General features: G+C 71.5%; 17 protein-coding genes. 9 read left to right on the top strand and 8 right to left on the bottom strand.

What is annotated here, in order from left to right; all coding sequences use genetic code 11:
- Positions 1–80: 80 nt before the first annotated feature.
- Positions 81–476 (bottom strand): RidA family protein, encoded by a 396-nt coding sequence (locus AB0I72_RS08315; RefSeq protein WP_358564374.1) that lies wholly within the window; start codon positions 474–476, stop codon positions 81–83.
- Between the two features lie 115 nt (positions 477–591).
- Between AB0I72_RS08315 and AB0I72_RS08310 the strand changes: the two genes are divergently transcribed.
- From AB0I72_RS08310 to AB0I72_RS08295, 4 genes are all read left to right on the top strand, one after another.
- Positions 592–1,566 (top strand): WYL domain-containing protein, encoded by a 975-nt coding sequence (locus AB0I72_RS08310; protein ID WP_358564373.1) that lies wholly within the window; start codon positions 592–594, stop codon positions 1,564–1,566.
- Between the two features lie 284 nt (positions 1,567–1,850).
- Positions 1,851–2,621 carry a putative protein N(5)-glutamine methyltransferase gene (locus AB0I72_RS08305; protein ID WP_358564371.1) on the top strand — a complete coding sequence of 257 codons (771 nt, stop codon included), beginning with the start codon at positions 1,851–1,853 and terminating at the stop codon, positions 2,619–2,621.
- A gap of 112 nt (positions 2,622–2,733) precedes the next feature.
- The gene (locus AB0I72_RS08300; protein ID WP_358564369.1) at positions 2,734–3,441 is read left to right on the top strand and encodes a winged helix-turn-helix domain-containing protein; all 708 of its coding nucleotides are present in this window, start codon (positions 2,734–2,736) and stop codon (positions 3,439–3,441) included.
- 53 nt (positions 3,442–3,494) lie between these two features.
- Positions 3,495–4,436, top strand: a complete 942-nt coding sequence (locus AB0I72_RS08295; RefSeq protein ID WP_358564367.1) for a ribonuclease Z — start codon at positions 3,495–3,497, stop codon at positions 4,434–4,436.
- Positions 4,437–4,496: 60 nt separating this feature from the next.
- Here the strand turns inward: AB0I72_RS08295 and AB0I72_RS08290 are convergent, their stop codons facing one another.
- Positions 4,497–4,901 carry a TIGR03618 family F420-dependent PPOX class oxidoreductase gene (locus tag AB0I72_RS08290; RefSeq protein ID WP_358564365.1) on the bottom strand — a complete coding sequence of 135 codons (405 nt, stop codon included), beginning with the start codon at positions 4,899–4,901 and terminating at the stop codon, positions 4,497–4,499.
- 163 nt (positions 4,902–5,064) lie between these two features.
- Between AB0I72_RS08290 and pip the strand changes: the two genes are divergently transcribed.
- On the top strand, positions 5,065–6,024 hold the full coding sequence (gene pip / locus AB0I72_RS08285) for a prolyl aminopeptidase (protein ID WP_358564363.1): 960 nt from the start codon (positions 5,065–5,067) through the stop codon (positions 6,022–6,024).
- Positions 6,025–6,184: 160 nt separating this feature from the next.
- On the opposite strand, the gene AB0I72_RS08280 is transcribed toward pip, so the two are convergent.
- A complete protein-coding gene (locus AB0I72_RS08280) occupies positions 6,185–6,766 on the bottom strand; it encodes an anthrone oxygenase family protein (RefSeq protein WP_358564606.1) in 582 nt (193 codons plus the stop codon).
- Between the two features lie 96 nt (positions 6,767–6,862).
- Here AB0I72_RS08280 and AB0I72_RS08275 point away from each other — a divergent pair, with 96 nt between their 5' ends.
- Complete coding sequence (locus AB0I72_RS08275) at positions 6,863–7,537, top strand: TetR/AcrR family transcriptional regulator C-terminal domain-containing protein (RefSeq protein WP_358564361.1); 675 nt, start codon at positions 6,863–6,865, stop codon at positions 7,535–7,537.
- Positions 7,538–7,575: 38 nt separating this feature from the next.
- Entirely contained in the window at positions 7,576–8,562 is a 987-nt protein-coding gene (locus AB0I72_RS08270; protein ID WP_358564359.1) for an adenosine deaminase, read from the top strand.
- Between the two features lie 51 nt (positions 8,563–8,613).
- On the opposite strand, the gene AB0I72_RS08265 is transcribed toward AB0I72_RS08270, so the two are convergent.
- The 4 genes from AB0I72_RS08265 to AB0I72_RS08250 all read right to left on the bottom strand — a co-directional run bounded on the left by AB0I72_RS08265 (position 8,614) and on the right by AB0I72_RS08250 (position 11,820).
- Positions 8,614–9,600, bottom strand: a complete 987-nt coding sequence (locus AB0I72_RS08265) for a DUF2332 domain-containing protein (protein ID WP_358564605.1) — start codon at positions 9,598–9,600, stop codon at positions 8,614–8,616.
- 161 nt (positions 9,601–9,761) lie between these two features.
- Positions 9,762–10,403 (bottom strand): DJ-1/PfpI family protein, encoded by a 642-nt coding sequence (locus tag AB0I72_RS08260; RefSeq protein WP_358564357.1) that lies wholly within the window; start codon positions 10,401–10,403, stop codon positions 9,762–9,764.
- Between the two features lie 31 nt (positions 10,404–10,434).
- A complete protein-coding gene (locus AB0I72_RS08255; RefSeq protein ID WP_358564356.1) occupies positions 10,435–11,388 on the bottom strand; it encodes a GlxA family transcriptional regulator in 954 nt (317 codons plus the stop codon).
- A gap of 81 nt (positions 11,389–11,469) precedes the next feature.
- Positions 11,470–11,820, bottom strand: coding sequence for a hypothetical protein (locus AB0I72_RS08250; protein WP_358564354.1), 351 nt, complete (start codon positions 11,818–11,820; stop codon positions 11,470–11,472).
- A 395-nt stretch (positions 11,821–12,215) separates the two neighbouring features.
- Between AB0I72_RS08250 and AB0I72_RS08245 the strand changes: the two genes are divergently transcribed.
- Complete coding sequence (locus AB0I72_RS08245; RefSeq protein ID WP_358564352.1) at positions 12,216–12,728, top strand: ABC transporter ATP-binding protein; 513 nt, start codon at positions 12,216–12,218, stop codon at positions 12,726–12,728.
- 9 nt (positions 12,729–12,737) lie between these two features.
- Positions 12,738–13,214 (top strand): redox-sensitive transcriptional activator SoxR, encoded by a 477-nt coding sequence (soxR, locus tag AB0I72_RS08240; RefSeq protein ID WP_358564350.1) that lies wholly within the window; start codon positions 12,738–12,740, stop codon positions 13,212–13,214.
- Positions 13,215–13,318: 104 nt separating this feature from the next.
- Here soxR and rnhA read toward each other — a convergent pair whose 3' ends face one another.
- Positions 13,319–13,789: a ribonuclease HI gene (gene rnhA / locus AB0I72_RS08235; RefSeq protein ID WP_358564349.1), complete on the bottom strand. Its 471-nt coding sequence runs from the start codon at positions 13,787–13,789 to the stop codon at positions 13,319–13,321.
- Between the last annotated feature and the right edge of the window lie 209 nt (positions 13,790–13,998).

The raw sequence follows: 13,998 nt of genomic DNA, 5'->3' as shown, positions 1-13,998 counted from the left end.
GCGGTCGTTCCGCTGGCCCTGACGGTGGAGCGGCACCTTCCCTGGGCGACCCTGGCCCAGCCGGAGGCGGCACGGCCGCATCACGCGACGGCGGTCCCCTCGAGCTCGACCATCAGAGCGGGGATCGCCAGCCGTGTCACCCCCAGCATCGTGCCGGCCGGCGCCACCCCGACGGCGCCCAACCGCGACGCCAGCACACCGTAGTGCCGCAACAGCAGATCGACGTCGGTGGTGTAGACGTTGAGCCGGACCAGGTCCGCGAGCGACATACCGGCCTCGCCGAGAACGGCCTCCAGGTTGTCCAGGCTCAACGCCAACTGCGCCGCCATGTCACCGTCATGCTGGGGCTCGCCGTCACCGCTCATCGCGGTCTGCCCGGAGCAGTACAGGGTCCGGGTGTGCCCGGAGACGAGCTCACCCTGGTTGAACCCCATCTCCACCGACCACGTCACAGGGTTGACCGCCGTTCGATCCATGACCGCATCAGCTCCATTCGATTCGTCACGAGTACGCACGTCCCTTGACGCCGCGGTGGCAAGCCTCCCAACGAATCACGACACCCTGTGTCATGTATTTCGGTAAGATCCCCGTATGCGCGCTGACCGGTTGGTCTCGCTGGTACTCCTGCTACGGCAGCACGGCCGGCTGTCCGCGACCGCACTCGCCCGCGAGCTGGAGGTCTCCACCCGCACCGTGCTGCGCGACATCGAGGCACTGTCCGCGGCAGGCGTCCCCGTCCACGCCGAACGCGGCCGACACGGCGGTTTCGCGTTGCTGCCCGGCTTCCGGACCGAACTCACCGGACTCAACCCCGACGAGGCCCTCGCCCTGCTGGTCGCCGGATCACGGCGCGGCGCACAGACATTCGGCCTCGGCTCAGCGCTCGCATCGGCGATGCTCAAGGTGGTTGACGCGCTACCCGAGAGCTACCGGGACACCGCCGCCGGCGCGGCCGAGCGATTGCTCATCGACCCGGAGACCGACCTCCTCTCACGTCGGCTGGCCACCGAGGAGATGCCCGACGCCACAGCGGCCGAGGTCCTGCGCGCGGTGTTCGCCGGACACAAGCTGCAGATCCACTACGCGGCGGTGGACCAGCCCCCGACGTGGCGCACCGTGGACCCGATCGGCCTGGTCACCATTCGCGACCGCGGCTACCTGTTGGCCACCAGGTCCGGCGCGGACCGCACCTACCGGCTGTCCCGGGTCCTGGCCGCCAGGGAACTCGCCGAACCCGCACAGCGACCGGACCGGGTCGATCTGGACCAGGCCTGGCAGGAACGCGGCACACGGTTTCGGACCGGCGGCGACCAGGTCACCGTGCTCGTACGGGTGGACCCGGCGCGACGGGAGGACCTGGTGGACACCGCACTGGCCGTCCGCACCGAAGAACCCGAAGCGGACGGCTGGCTGCGGCTGAAGGTGACCTTCCAAGATCCCAGACACGCCGAATGGGCGCTGTGGCAGCTCAGTACGGACGCCGAAGCCCTGGCCCCGCAGTGGTTGCGCACCCGCCTGCGCGACCGCGCCGCCGCGATCGCCACCCGCTACGCAACCCCATCCTGAGAGTCGGTCGCCTTCCGCGGGCCGCCGCCGACACGATCGCGAACCGCCCCGCACGCTCGTGTGAGCGGCCCGGATCGAAGCCGTGACGCGGTCGGCGCACGCCCACCCGACCGAACCGACAACCGGCCCCATCACACCCCGTGGTGTACGGTGACACCCACAACGACGACCAGGGGAGGTGAGCAGCGATCCTCGCAGTCAACCGCTGGGCGCCCTCACCAGGGATCGAACCGAACACGACCCCCTGACCACCGGCGACCCACGACCCAGACCGAAAGGCCCCCGTGGTTTCGCCCCACACCCTGTCGTCCCTCACACACCGCCTGCGCGCCGCCGGCTGCGTCTTCGCCGAGGACGAGGCGCACCTGCTCGCCACCACCGCCCACACCCCCGACCAGCTCGCGGCCATGACCGACCAACGCTGCGCCGGAACCCCCCTCGAACACGTCCTGGGCTGGGCCCGCTTCTGCGGCCTGCGCATCGCCGTCGACCCCGGCGTGTTCGTCCCCCGCCCCCGCACCGAACACCTGGCCCACCACGCCGCCACCCTGCTCCCACCCCACGGCACCGCCGTCGACCTGTGCTGCGGCACCGGCGCCCTGGGCGCCCACCTGGCCCACACCCACCCCGACCTGACCCTGCACGCCGCCGACATCGACCCCGCCAGCGTCGCCTGCGCCCGCCGCAACCTCCCCGGACACCACGTCCACCACGGCGACCTGTTCACCGCCCTACCCCACCACCTGCGCGGACACATCGACGTCCTGGTCGCCAACGTCCCCTACGTCCCCACCGACCAGATCGCCCTCCTACCCCCCGAAGCCCGCGACCACGAGGCCCGCCACGCCCTGGACGGCGGCCCCGACGGACTCGACCTGGCCCGCCGCGTCGCCGCCGACGCCCACCACTGGCTCGCCCCCACCGGCCACCTGCTCATCGAGGTCAACGACCACCAGCTCCCCCAGGCCAGCGCCGCCTTCACCCACGGCGGCCTCACCCCCCAGGCCCTCACCTGCCCCCGCACCGACGCCACCATCCTCATCGGCCACCGCTGACACCCCCGCCCACCCGCCGCTCCCCACGGGCACCCCACGCGGCGGGTGGGCCACCGACACCCGACAAACACCCACGACACCACCCCATCCGCGCGTGACCCATCCTGGAACCATGACCGCACCCGACGACGGCGCCCACCTGGCCGCCCTGGCCCACCTCCTGGCCGACCCCACCCGCGCCAGGATCTGCCTCGCGCTCCTCGACGGGCGCGCCTGGACCGCCACCGAACTCGCCCGCCACACCCACGTGTCCGCCCCCACCATCAGCGAACACCTCACCCGCCTGGTCGAGGGAGCCCTCCTGACCCAGGAACGCCAGGGCCGCCACCGCTACGTCCGCCTCGCCGACCCCCACACCGCCCACCTCGTCGAGGCCCTGGCCGCCCACAGCAGGCCCACCGACCCACCACCGCCCACGACCCTGCGCGCCCACCGCGCCACCCACGCCCTGGCCCGCGCCCGCACCTGCTACGACCACCTGGCCGGACGCCTAGGCGTGGCCATCACCGACGCCCTCACCCACCAGGGCCTCCTGCGCCAGGACACCGGCTTCGCACTCACCGACACCGGCCTGGCCTGGTTCACCGACCAGGGCATCACCCTGCGCCGCACCACCCGCCGCCCGCTGGCCCGCTCCTGCCTGGACTGGACCGAACGCCGACCCCACCTGGCCGGCGTCGCCGGAGCCGCCCTGTGCCGCCACACCCTGACGAACCGCTGGTGTGAACCGGTGGGCACCACCCGCGCCCTGCGCCTGACCCCCCGGGGCGAACGCGCCCTGGGCGACCTGCTCGACATCGACCCCCGCACCCTGCGCTGACACACCCGAAAACCCCGTGCCCACACCACCCCACCAGTGACAGGATCCAACCCATGTCCGTACGCGAACTCGTGGTCCTGGGCACCTCCAGCGCCGTCCCCACCCGCAACCGCAACCACAACGGCTACTTCCTACGCTGGGACAGCCACGGCATCCTCCTCGACCCCGGCGAAGGCACCCAACGCCAGATGCGCCTGGCCAAACTCGCCGCCACCGACATCACCCGCGTGTGCGTCACCCACTTCCACGGCGACCACTGCCTCGGCCTGCCCGGCATCATCCAACGCCTGGCCCGCGACCGCGTCCCCCACCCCGTCCGCGTCGCCTACCCCGCCGAAGGCGAACCCTACTGGCGCCGCCTACGCCACGCCTCCGTCTTCCACGACACCAGCGTCATCATCGGCCAACCCCTCACCCCACAGGCCACCGACGTCCCCGGCGACAAGGACCTGCGCATCACGACCCTGCCGCTCCACCACTCCATCCCCTGCCAGGGCTACCGCATCGCCGAACCCGACGGCTGGCGCATGCTCCCCGACCGGCTCCACGCCCACGGCGTCCACGGCCCCCAGATCTCCACGCTCCTACGCGAGGGCACCATCACCACCGACGACGGACGCACCGTCACCCTCGCCGACTGCGCCCAACCCCGCCCCGGCCAGGTCTTCGCCTTCGTCATGGACACCGGCGAATGCCCCAACGCCATCGAGCTCGCCCGCGGAGCCGACATGCTCGTCATCGAGGCCACCTTCCTCGACGCCCAGGCCCACCTCGCCCAGGCCTACCAACACCTGACCGCCCGCCAGGCCGGACGCATCGCCGCCCAAGCCCAGGTCCGCACCCTGGTCCTGACCCACCTGTCCGAACGCTACGACCACACCGACGAACCCCACTTCGTCGCCCAGGCCGCACAGGAGTTCGACGGCACCATCGTGCTCGCCTCCGACCTCGAACGCATCCCCCTCCCACCCCGCGCCACCACGCAAGACCACTGACCACCACACCCAGCACCCAGTGACGACCCCCGCACACACCACGGCGCCGCGCCCGAAGACTCACCCACCCGGCCGCACGTTGCCCAACACCCGGTCCACCGCGATCTCGATCACCACCCGCTCCGGGTTCTCCCGAGGCCGCCGGTACCGCTCGGTATACCGCCGCACCGCCTCGGCCACCGCCCGCGGATCCCGGCTCACCCGCGCCGTGCCCTCCAACGTCGACCACCGGCGCCCCTCCACCTGACTCACCGACACCCGCACCCCCGGGTGCGCCGCCAGGTTGCGCGCCTTGTAACTCCCCCCGTCGGAGATCACCCGCGCCAGACGACGCTCAGCGTCATAGGTCACCCCCACCGGCACCTGGTGGATACTGCCGTCCGGACGCGGACTGGCCAACATGCACAACCGGCGCTCACTCCAGAACACGACGAACTCGTCAGCGGCCTCGGTCGACTCGGTCACAGCGCACTCCCCCCACAGCGGTCTCGACAACCCCAGCATCCCAACATCCCCACATCACCCACTCCCGACCCCCACGCACCGCCGCCCCCACAGGCCCCGTATTCCACGTGCCCCGACCCACCCCGCCCCCTAGGCTCGACCCACCCCACCACGAGGAGCCACCATGACCACCTCCACACCACACGCCGACGGCATGCTCGACGTCGGCCAAGGACACCACGTCCACTGGCAGGCCCACGGCAACCCCCACGGCACCCCCGCCCTCGTCCTCCACGGCGGCCCCGGAACCGGCTGCCGCCCCGGCTGGACCGACTTCTTCGACACCACCCGCTACCGCGTCATCCTCCTGGACCAACGCGGATCCGGCCGCAGCACCCCACCCGCCCACGACCCCACCACCGACCTGACCACCAACACCACCCACCACCTCATCGCCGACATCGAAACCCTGCGCACCCACCTGGGCATCACCACCTGGCTCGTCCTCGGCGCGTCCTGGGGCTCCACCCTCGCCCTGGCCTACGCCCAAACCCACCCCGCCCGCGTCCACGGCCTCGTCCTGGTCGCCGTCACCACCACCACCGCCGCCGAGGTCCACTGGATCACCCACGACATGGGCCGCGTCTTCCCCGAGGAATGGGACCGCTTCCGCCACGCCGCCGGACCCGACGCCGACCCCCACGACCTGGCCACCGCCTACGCCCGCCTCCTGGCCGACCCCGACCCGCGCGTCCGCGACGACGCCGCCCGCGCCTGGTGCCGATGGGAGGACACACACATCGCCACCGTCGCCGGCGTCCGCCCCAACCCCCGCTACGCCGACCCCGACTTCCGCATGACCTTCGCCCGCCTGGTCACCCACTACTGGAGCAACGCCGCGTTCCTGCCCGACGACCACCTGCTCGACGGCGCCACCGCCCTCCAGGGCATCCCCGGCGCCATGATCCACGGCCGCCTCGACATCAGCGGCCCCGCCGACATCGCCGTCCGCCTCGCCCAACGCTGGACCGACGCCGACCTGACCATCCTGTCCGGCGCCGGACACACCACCGGCCAGGCCGCCGGTGAACCCACCCTGCTCCAGGCGGCCCGCGCAGCCACCGACCGCCTCGCCCGCACCTGACCCCCTCACCCGAGGAGGGCGCCCGGCCGGGACCGGCGACGCGGCCGGAGGGAGGCACACACCCGAACGGGCGCCCCGAGGGGCGCCCGTTCCCTGTCTCAGGCCACGCGCGTGAGCCGTTCGACCCGCACGGGCCCCGAGCGCCCGGACGCGGAGCCCCTCACAGCGACGCGCCGGGGCCGCCGGCCAAGGGGCGGGGCCGCGACGTCATGCCGTGCAGCACCAGGGCCCGCAGCAGGCACGCGAGTGCGACGGTCGCGGCCACCGCACGGACGACGTTCCAGGTCACCCAGCGGTCCTCGAAGGCGGCGCGGACCGCGGCGGCGTCGGCCAGGAGCGCGGGGTCGCCGACCGCGGCCAGGTCCTCGTTGAGGGGCACGTTGACGCCCATGGTGATGCCGAAGGCGGCGGCGTACAGCACCAGGGCGGCGGCGGCCCACAGCAGCACCGGCCGCCCACCGCGGGGCAGGTGCAGCAGGACGGCCAGGAGCGTCAGCGCGAGCGCGCCGAAGAAGCTCGGGGCGAACCACTGATTGCGCACCGTGGCGTTGATCCACTGCATGGCGTCGATGAACGTGTGGTCGTCGACGCGGGCCAGCCCGATCATGACCGAGCAGGCGTAGGCGTAGAAGAATCCGGCGATGAGTCCCATCGCCAGCGCCGCCGACGCCAGCGCCCATCCTCGGGCGTGCCGGACGGTCGCGGCCGAGGAGCCGACGGGGGAGCGCGGGGAGAGGGGCATGGTCACGAGGCCTCCGGCTTCGACTAAAATCGAACTACTGGGTTCGCTTTTAATCGTACCCACACGTTCGAATAAAGGGAACACCCGGAGACGCCCATGACCACACGCGGACCCTCCCGCCGAGGCCGCCCCCGCAAAGGCGAACAGGCCACACGACGCCAAGCCGCACTGGACGCGGCACTGGCCGAACTCCTCGAACACGGCGCCGCGGGCATCACGATGCAAGCCGTGGCCACCCGGACCGGCTCCTCCAAAGAGAGCCTCTACACCTGGTTCGGCAACCGCCAAGGACTACTCGCCGCACTCATCGAACGACAGGCCCAACAGGTCAACACCGCGGTCGCCACCGCGATCGACCGCACCGCCGACCCCCGCACCACCCTCAACGCCATCGCCCGCAACCTCCTGACACTCCTCGTCAGCGACGCCTCGGTCGCACTCAACCGAGCGGCCATGACCTCACCGGAACTGGCCGAACTCCTCCTACGACACGGCCGCCACACCACCGGCCCCCTGATCACGGCATTCCTCGACCGCATGGCCGACCAAGGCCTACTCCACATCCACGCCCCCGAGGAGGCCTTCCAACTCCTCTACGGCCTGACCGTCCGCGACCTCCAGATCCGCGTCCTACTCGGCGAACGACCGCCCACCGACCAGGACATCCGCACCCAGGCGCACCACGCCGTGGACCTTTTCCTGACCCTCACCGCCCACCAGGCCCCACCAGCCGACCCCGCCACGACCAACCGCCCCCGATCACACCCGTGACCCCACACCGAACAGCCACGAGAGGACCCCACCACCCCATGCCCATCCCCAAAGCCGAACTCCACGTCCACATCGAAGGCACCCTGGAGCCCGAACTCGCCTTCACCCTCGCCGAACGCAACGCCATCACCCTGCCCCACCCCACCATCGACGACCTCCGCGCCGCCTACTCCTTCACCGACCTCCAGTCCTTCCTGAACCTGTACTACGAGCTCATGACGGTCCTGCGCACCCCGCAAGACTTCACCGACCTCGCCGAGGCCTACCTCACCCGCGCCGCCGCCCAAGGCGTCCGCCACGCCGAGATCTTCTTCGACCCCCAAGCCCACACCAACCGCGGCATCCCCCTCGACACCGTCATCAACGGCCTCACCGCCGCCCTGGACACCAGCCACCAACGCCACGGCATCAGCACCACCCTCATCCTGTGCTTCCTCCGCGACCGCCCCGCCACCGAAGCCCTCCACACCCTCCACCAAGCCCGCCCCCACCTACACCACATCACCGCCATCGGCCTCGACTCCGCCGAACTCGGCCATCCACCCGAGAAATTCACCCACGTCTTCGACGCCGCCCGCGCCATGGGCCTGCGCTGCGTCGCCCACGCCGGAGAGGAAGGCCCCGCCTCCTACATCTGGCAAGCCCTCAACCTGCTCAAGGTCGACCGCGTCGACCACGGCATCCGCTGCCTGGAGGACCCCGAACTCCTCGCCCACCTGGCCTCCACCCAAACCCCCCTGACCGTGTGCCCCCTGTCCAACGTGCGCCTGCGCGCCGTGGACACCCTCGCCGACCACCCCCTGCCCGCCCTCATGGACGCCGGCCTCCTCGTCACCGTCAACTCCGACGACCCCGCCTACTTCGGCGGCTACGTCCACGACAACTACGAAGCCCTGCGCCACCACCTCGGCCTCGACGACACCGCCCTACGCCAACTCGCCCGCAACTCCTTCACCGCCTCCTTCCTGCCCACCGAACGACGCGCGGAACTGATCGCCGAAGTCGACGCCCACCCCACCACCTGACACACACGAGGGCCCCGCACCACACCGGTACGGGGCCCCACCAACCACCACCTACCCCACCCAACTCACCGACTGGCCATGCTCACCCGTGTAGGCCACCACCCGCTCATCCAACGCCAACGTGAACCGGGCCGACACCCGCGGCCGCGCCCCTTCCCAGTCCGGGAACACCCGCCACCCCTCGTTCGACACCCAGTGCCCCCGCAACCCCCGCACCACCGCCACAAACGCGTCCACCCCCGCCCGCGGCACATACGGCAACACCGCACTGTGGAACACCACCACCGTCGCCCCCTCCGGAGCCTCAGCCACCACCTCCGGCAACCGCTCCACCAGATCCCCCGCCACCATCCACGGCGGATCCTGCGCCGCCACCCGCGCCGCCGCACGCAACCGCTCCCGCCGCACCACCTCCTGCGGCCCCGGCCAGATCAACGACTCCAACCACCGCACATCCTCCCCGTCCCCCGCATCCAACGGGTGCAGATCGATCCCCGCCCGCCACACCACCTCCGGCACCCGATCCGGCACCGGCACCGGCCCCTCCGTCGCACACTCCAACACCACCCCGCCCTCCGCCGGACCGATCGGCGCACCACCGTCATAGGAGTACCGGTACCGATCCGGGTACAGGCACAACCCCGCCGACGCCCCCACCTCCACCAACGCCAACGGACCCGGCAACGCCGCCAACACCGGCAGCAACGTCGCACACCGCCGCACCTCATTGGTCTGCGTGGCGCGCTCCAACACCACCCGCTCCACCCGGTCCCAATGCTCCACCAACCACGACCGAAACTCCGGCCAGTCCCCCACCGGACCGCCCAGGAACCGCACCGCGCCCAACAACAGGTTCGGCTGCCGCTTGTTACCCGCGGGCAACCCCATCACCAGGTCCAACACCCGCCGGTCCTCCGCCAACGCCGACGCGATCCGCGCATACGACGGCGAGGACCCCGCCGCGTAGTGCCGCGCGAACCCCTGGTACTGCCGCACCACGAACTCCACGTCATCGGCCACGTCCGCCACGTGCTCCACCACGCCCACCTCTCCCTCACGGCGACCAGTCCTCACCCCGCCCCTACCCCACCCCCCACCGCCACTCCCCATGACCCCGCTCACCCCCGCAAGAGCCCCCGACACCTCACACACCGGCGGGCCCGAAGGATCACACCCCCGGGCCCGCCGCACCACACCCCTCACTCACCGGTCAGGATGAACCTCGACATCGACCGCGCCATCGCCACCACCTCCGCCGGAGCCCGCCCCGGCGAACCCGCGTCGAACGGCGGCGCCGGATCGTACTCGGTCACCAACTGCACCAACTCCGCCGTCCGCCGGTCCGTCAACCGCTCAGCCAACGCCAACCCCATGTCGATCCCCGAACTCACCCCCGCCGCCGTCACGTACTTACCGTCGAACACCACCCGCTCCGACGTCGGCACCGCACCCCACCGACCCAACTCCTCCATCGCCAACCAGTGCGTGGTCGCCCGCCGCCCCGCGAGCACACCCGCCGCCGCCAACACCAACGACCCCGTACACACCGACGTCACCCACGTCGCCGACCCCTCCACTCCACGCACCCAGTCCACCACCGGACCACCGTCCATCAACCGCGTCTGCCCCGGACCCCCCGGAACACACACCACCTCCGGCGACCCCACCTCATCCAACGCCGCGTCCGCCACCAACGCCACACGACCCCCGTGCCCACGCACCGGCCCCGGCCGCTCAGCGACGAACACCGCCTCCACCCCCGGCAACCCGTCCAACATCTGAAACGGACCCACCGCGTCCAACACCGTCACGTCCTCGAACAACACGATCGCGACCCGCATCACCACACACCCTCCACAACGACCACACCACTCACCCGCCCACGCCCCGAAACCGCTCCCGGTACTCACTGGGCGCACACCCCAACGACCGCACGAACGCCCGCCGCATCACCTCATCGGATCCATAACCACACCTACGCGCCACCGCCACCACCCCCGCCTGACTCTCCTCCAACAACCGACACGCCGTCTCCAACCGCACCCGATCCACGAACCGCCCCGGCGTCACCCCCACCTCACGCGTGAACACCCGCGCGAACTGACGAGGCGACAACCCCGCCCGCTCCGCCAACGACCCCACCGACAGATCCTCCGCCGGATGCGCCACGATCCAGTGCTGCAACTCCCGCACCGCCGGCCGCTGCGCCGTCTGCACCGCCAGATGCGTCGAGAACTGCGCCTGATTGCCCGGCCGACGCAGGAACACCACCAACTGACGCGCCACCGCCAACGCCACCCGCTGCCCCACGTCCTCCTCCACCAACGCCAACGCCAGATCGATCCCCGCGCTCACCCCCGCCGACGTCACCACCGACCCCTGCCGCACGAAGATCGGCACCGGATCCACCACCACCCGCGGATACCGCCGTGCCAACGCACCGCAGTGCGCCCAATGCGTGGTCGCCCGCAACCCGTCCAACAACCCCGCCTCGGCCAACACGAACGCCCCCGTGCACACCGACGCCGTCCGCCGCGCCCCCCGCGACACCCGCCGCACCGCCGCCACCAACGCCGGATCGACCACCCGGGTCCCCTCACCCCCGGGCACCACCACCGTGTCGACCTCCCCGACCTCCTCCAACGCCACCGACGGCACCAACCCCAACCCCGACGCGGTGGTCACCACACCACCCCCCACCGAGGCCGTACGCACCCGATAGGGCCTCCCCGGAGCCCACGACGCCCCCCAGAACACCTCCAGAGGACCACTCACGTCCAGACTCTGCACCCCGTCGAAGACGACGATGACCACCTCACGAACCATGGCCACATCCTGGTCACCCACCCACGCCGACCACAAGGTCGCACACCCCACCCTTCCTGCCACCCCCAGCGCACAACCCCCTCACGTGCCCCGCGGACGCCCCAACAGCAAGTACGCCAACCCCTGGATCCGCCGCCCCACCCGCAGATACGCCTGCCGAAACGCCTCCACCGACGCCCGCACCCCCTCCGCCCGCCCCTCACCCGCGTGCGCCATCAACCACGCCTCCGCCGCCGCCAGGTGCGCCGACTCGAAGTCCTCCCACTCCACCGGCGTGGCCGTGTGCACCCGCAACGGCCGAAACCCCACCCGCGTCGCCGCCTCCACCAACGCCGCCAACTCCACGTGGTGCTCACGACGCCCACCCCCGTGGAACAACGCCAACTCCCCGTCCGTGGGCGTGCGCTCCCACAACGCCTCCCCGAACAGCACCCGCCCGCTCCCACAACGCCGCCAACGACTCCTCCGGACGGCGCCGCCCGAACACGTGCCCCGCACCCACACCCCGCGACGGCGCCCCGTGCACCGGTGGTCAAGCACGCGAGCACGCGCACAGGAGCCACCCGCTGTCAGCGGGTGGCTCCTACGGCGTCCGGGCCGAACGAGGGCACACCACGCCGGGGGACACGACCCCTGCCCCCACGACCCGGCACCCGACCCCCACCCCACCCCGCCCGTGGGCTAACGTCCTGTCAACAACTCACACCAGCCCCACCAGCCACAACCCCCACACCCACCGAGACCAAGGACACGAACACCCCGCCAGAACTCTCACGCGCCCACGACGATCCCACGCACCAGACGACCACCCCTACGAACGGACACCCGTGAGGCTCTCCGACCGCGGCCACCTCCACGCCACACCCGCCGCCACCACCCCACCCACCCCACCCCTCGTCGAGCTCCACGACGTGTCCCTCACCCACGCCCACACCCCACTCCTGACCCACCTCGACCTCACCGTCCGCCCCGGCGAACACATCGCCCTCATCGGCCTGGGCCCCACCGCCACCACCGCCCTCACCCACCTCCTCACCGGCCGCACCACCCCCACCCACGGCCGCATCACCACCCACACCACCGCCCACCTGACCACCGAACCCCACCCCACCAACGCCCCCCTGCTCATCCACACCGGACCCACCCCACCCACACCCCCACCCGCCACCGCCCTCATCCACCTCACCCAACACCCCACCCGCACCGCCGACCGCATCCTGCTCCTGCACCACGGCCGCGTCACCGAGACCGGCACCCACCACCAACTCCTGGCACGCGGCGGCGCCTACGCCCGCCTCTACGCCCTCCGCGGCCCCCACCGCACCACCGACCCCACCTAAACTGGGCACGTGCCACCCATCGCCAAGGAACTCACCGTCGGACAGGTCGCCGAACGCGCCGGAGTCGCCGTCTCCGCCCTGCACTTCTACGAGCGCCAAGGCCTCATCCACAGCCGACGCACCACCGGCAACCAACGCCGCTACCGGCGCGACACCCTGCGCCGCGTCTCCTTCATCCGCATCTCCCAACGCGTCGGCATCCCCCTGGCCCGCATCCGCCAGGCCCTGGACTCCCTGCCCGACAACCGCACCCCCACCCCCGCCGACTGGGCACGCGTCTCCGAACAGTGGCGCGACGAACTCGACACCCGCATCGACCAGCTCACCCGCCTGCGCGACGACCTGACCAGCTGCATCGGCTGCGGCTGCCTGTCCCTGAGCTCGTGCACCCTGTCCAACCCCGAGGACGTCCTCTCCAGCACCGGCTCCGGAGCCCGCCGCCTCCTCGTCGACGCCCTCAAGGACGAAGCCGCCACCCAGGACTGAGCACGCCCCGCACACACCCCCGCTCCGCACCCGGGCGCCGCCAGCACACACCCCCGAGAACACCGAAGGCGGCGACCCCACCGGATCGCCGCCCCCGACCGCGCCTACACGCCCGCGGCCTCGTCCCGACCACGCCGCGCCAACGCGTCCGCGCGCTCGTTGCCCTCATCACCGCTGTGACCGCGCACCCACCGCCACTCCACCTCGTAGCGCGAGGCCACCTCGTCCAACCGCTGCCACAGGTCCACGTTCTTCACGGGCTTCTTGTCCGCCGTGCGCCACCCGCGCCGCTTCCAGTTCGGCAACCACGACGTGATCCCGTTGCGCACATAACTGGAGTCGGTGTGCACCACCACCGGCAACGGCCGCCTCAGGCTCTCCAACGCCCGGATGGCCGCCATCAGCTCCATCCGATTGTTGGTCGTGCTCTCCTCGCCCCCGTACAGCTCCTTCTCATGCCCGCCGTAGCGCAGCCACACACCCCACCCGCCAGGGCCGGGGTTGCCGCTGCACGCCCCGTCGGTGTAGATGACCACCCGCTGCTCCAGGTCCCCCTGGTCCTCCCCGATGTCCATGCCGCGCAATCTACCGCCCGCACCGGTCACAAAAAGGCCACAGACCGCCCAAACCAGGCCACAAACAGGACCACATCAACCCAGTGGAACCCTCACACCCCCCACACCGGCCCCCCAACCCCACCAATGGCACCCACCCGCCAACCACCCCGAAATATCCTTGCCCACCCCCACACCACCCCACGACAATGACCCAGGCCACACACCCA

The sequence above is a fragment of the Nocardiopsis sp. NPDC049922 genome (assembly GCF_040660275.1).
Classification (GTDB): Bacteria; Actinomycetota; Actinomycetes; order Streptosporangiales; family Streptosporangiaceae; genus Nocardiopsis.
This window is presented reverse-complemented; position numbering and strand designations above follow the sequence as displayed.

Bases quoted from the DNA above. Each gene is read 5' to 3' on its own strand.
- AB0I72_RS08310 (WP_358564373.1), top strand. From the start codon at position 592: ATGCGCGCTGACCGGTTGGTCTCGCTGGTACTCCTGCTACGGCAGCAC.
- rnhA (WP_358564349.1), bottom strand. From the start codon at position 13,789: ATGGACATCGGGGAGGACCAGGGGGACCTGGAGCAGCGGGTGGTCATC.
- AB0I72_RS08300 (WP_358564369.1), top strand. From the start codon at position 2,734: ATGACCGCACCCGACGACGGCGCCCACCTGGCCGCCCTGGCCCACCTC.
- AB0I72_RS08275 (WP_358564361.1), top strand. From the start codon at position 6,863: ATGACCACACGCGGACCCTCCCGCCGAGGCCGCCCCCGCAAAGGCGAA.
- AB0I72_RS08295 (WP_358564367.1), top strand. From the start codon at position 3,495: ATGTCCGTACGCGAACTCGTGGTCCTGGGCACCTCCAGCGCCGTCCCC.
- AB0I72_RS08260 (WP_358564357.1), bottom strand. From the start codon at position 10,403: ATGCGGGTCGCGATCGTGTTGTTCGAGGACGTGACGGTGTTGGACGCG.
- AB0I72_RS08255 (WP_358564356.1), bottom strand. From the start codon at position 11,388: ATGGTTCGTGAGGTGGTCATCGTCGTCTTCGACGGGGTGCAGAGTCTG.
- pip (WP_358564363.1), top strand. From the start codon at position 5,065: ATGACCACCTCCACACCACACGCCGACGGCATGCTCGACGTCGGCCAA.
- AB0I72_RS08280 (WP_358564606.1), bottom strand. From the start codon at position 6,766: ATGCCCCTCTCCCCGCGCTCCCCCGTCGGCTCCTCGGCCGCGACCGTC.
- AB0I72_RS08315 (WP_358564374.1), bottom strand. From the start codon at position 476: ATGGATCGAACGGCGGTCAACCCTGTGACGTGGTCGGTGGAGATGGGG.
- AB0I72_RS08270 (WP_358564359.1), top strand. From the start codon at position 7,576: ATGCCCATCCCCAAAGCCGAACTCCACGTCCACATCGAAGGCACCCTG.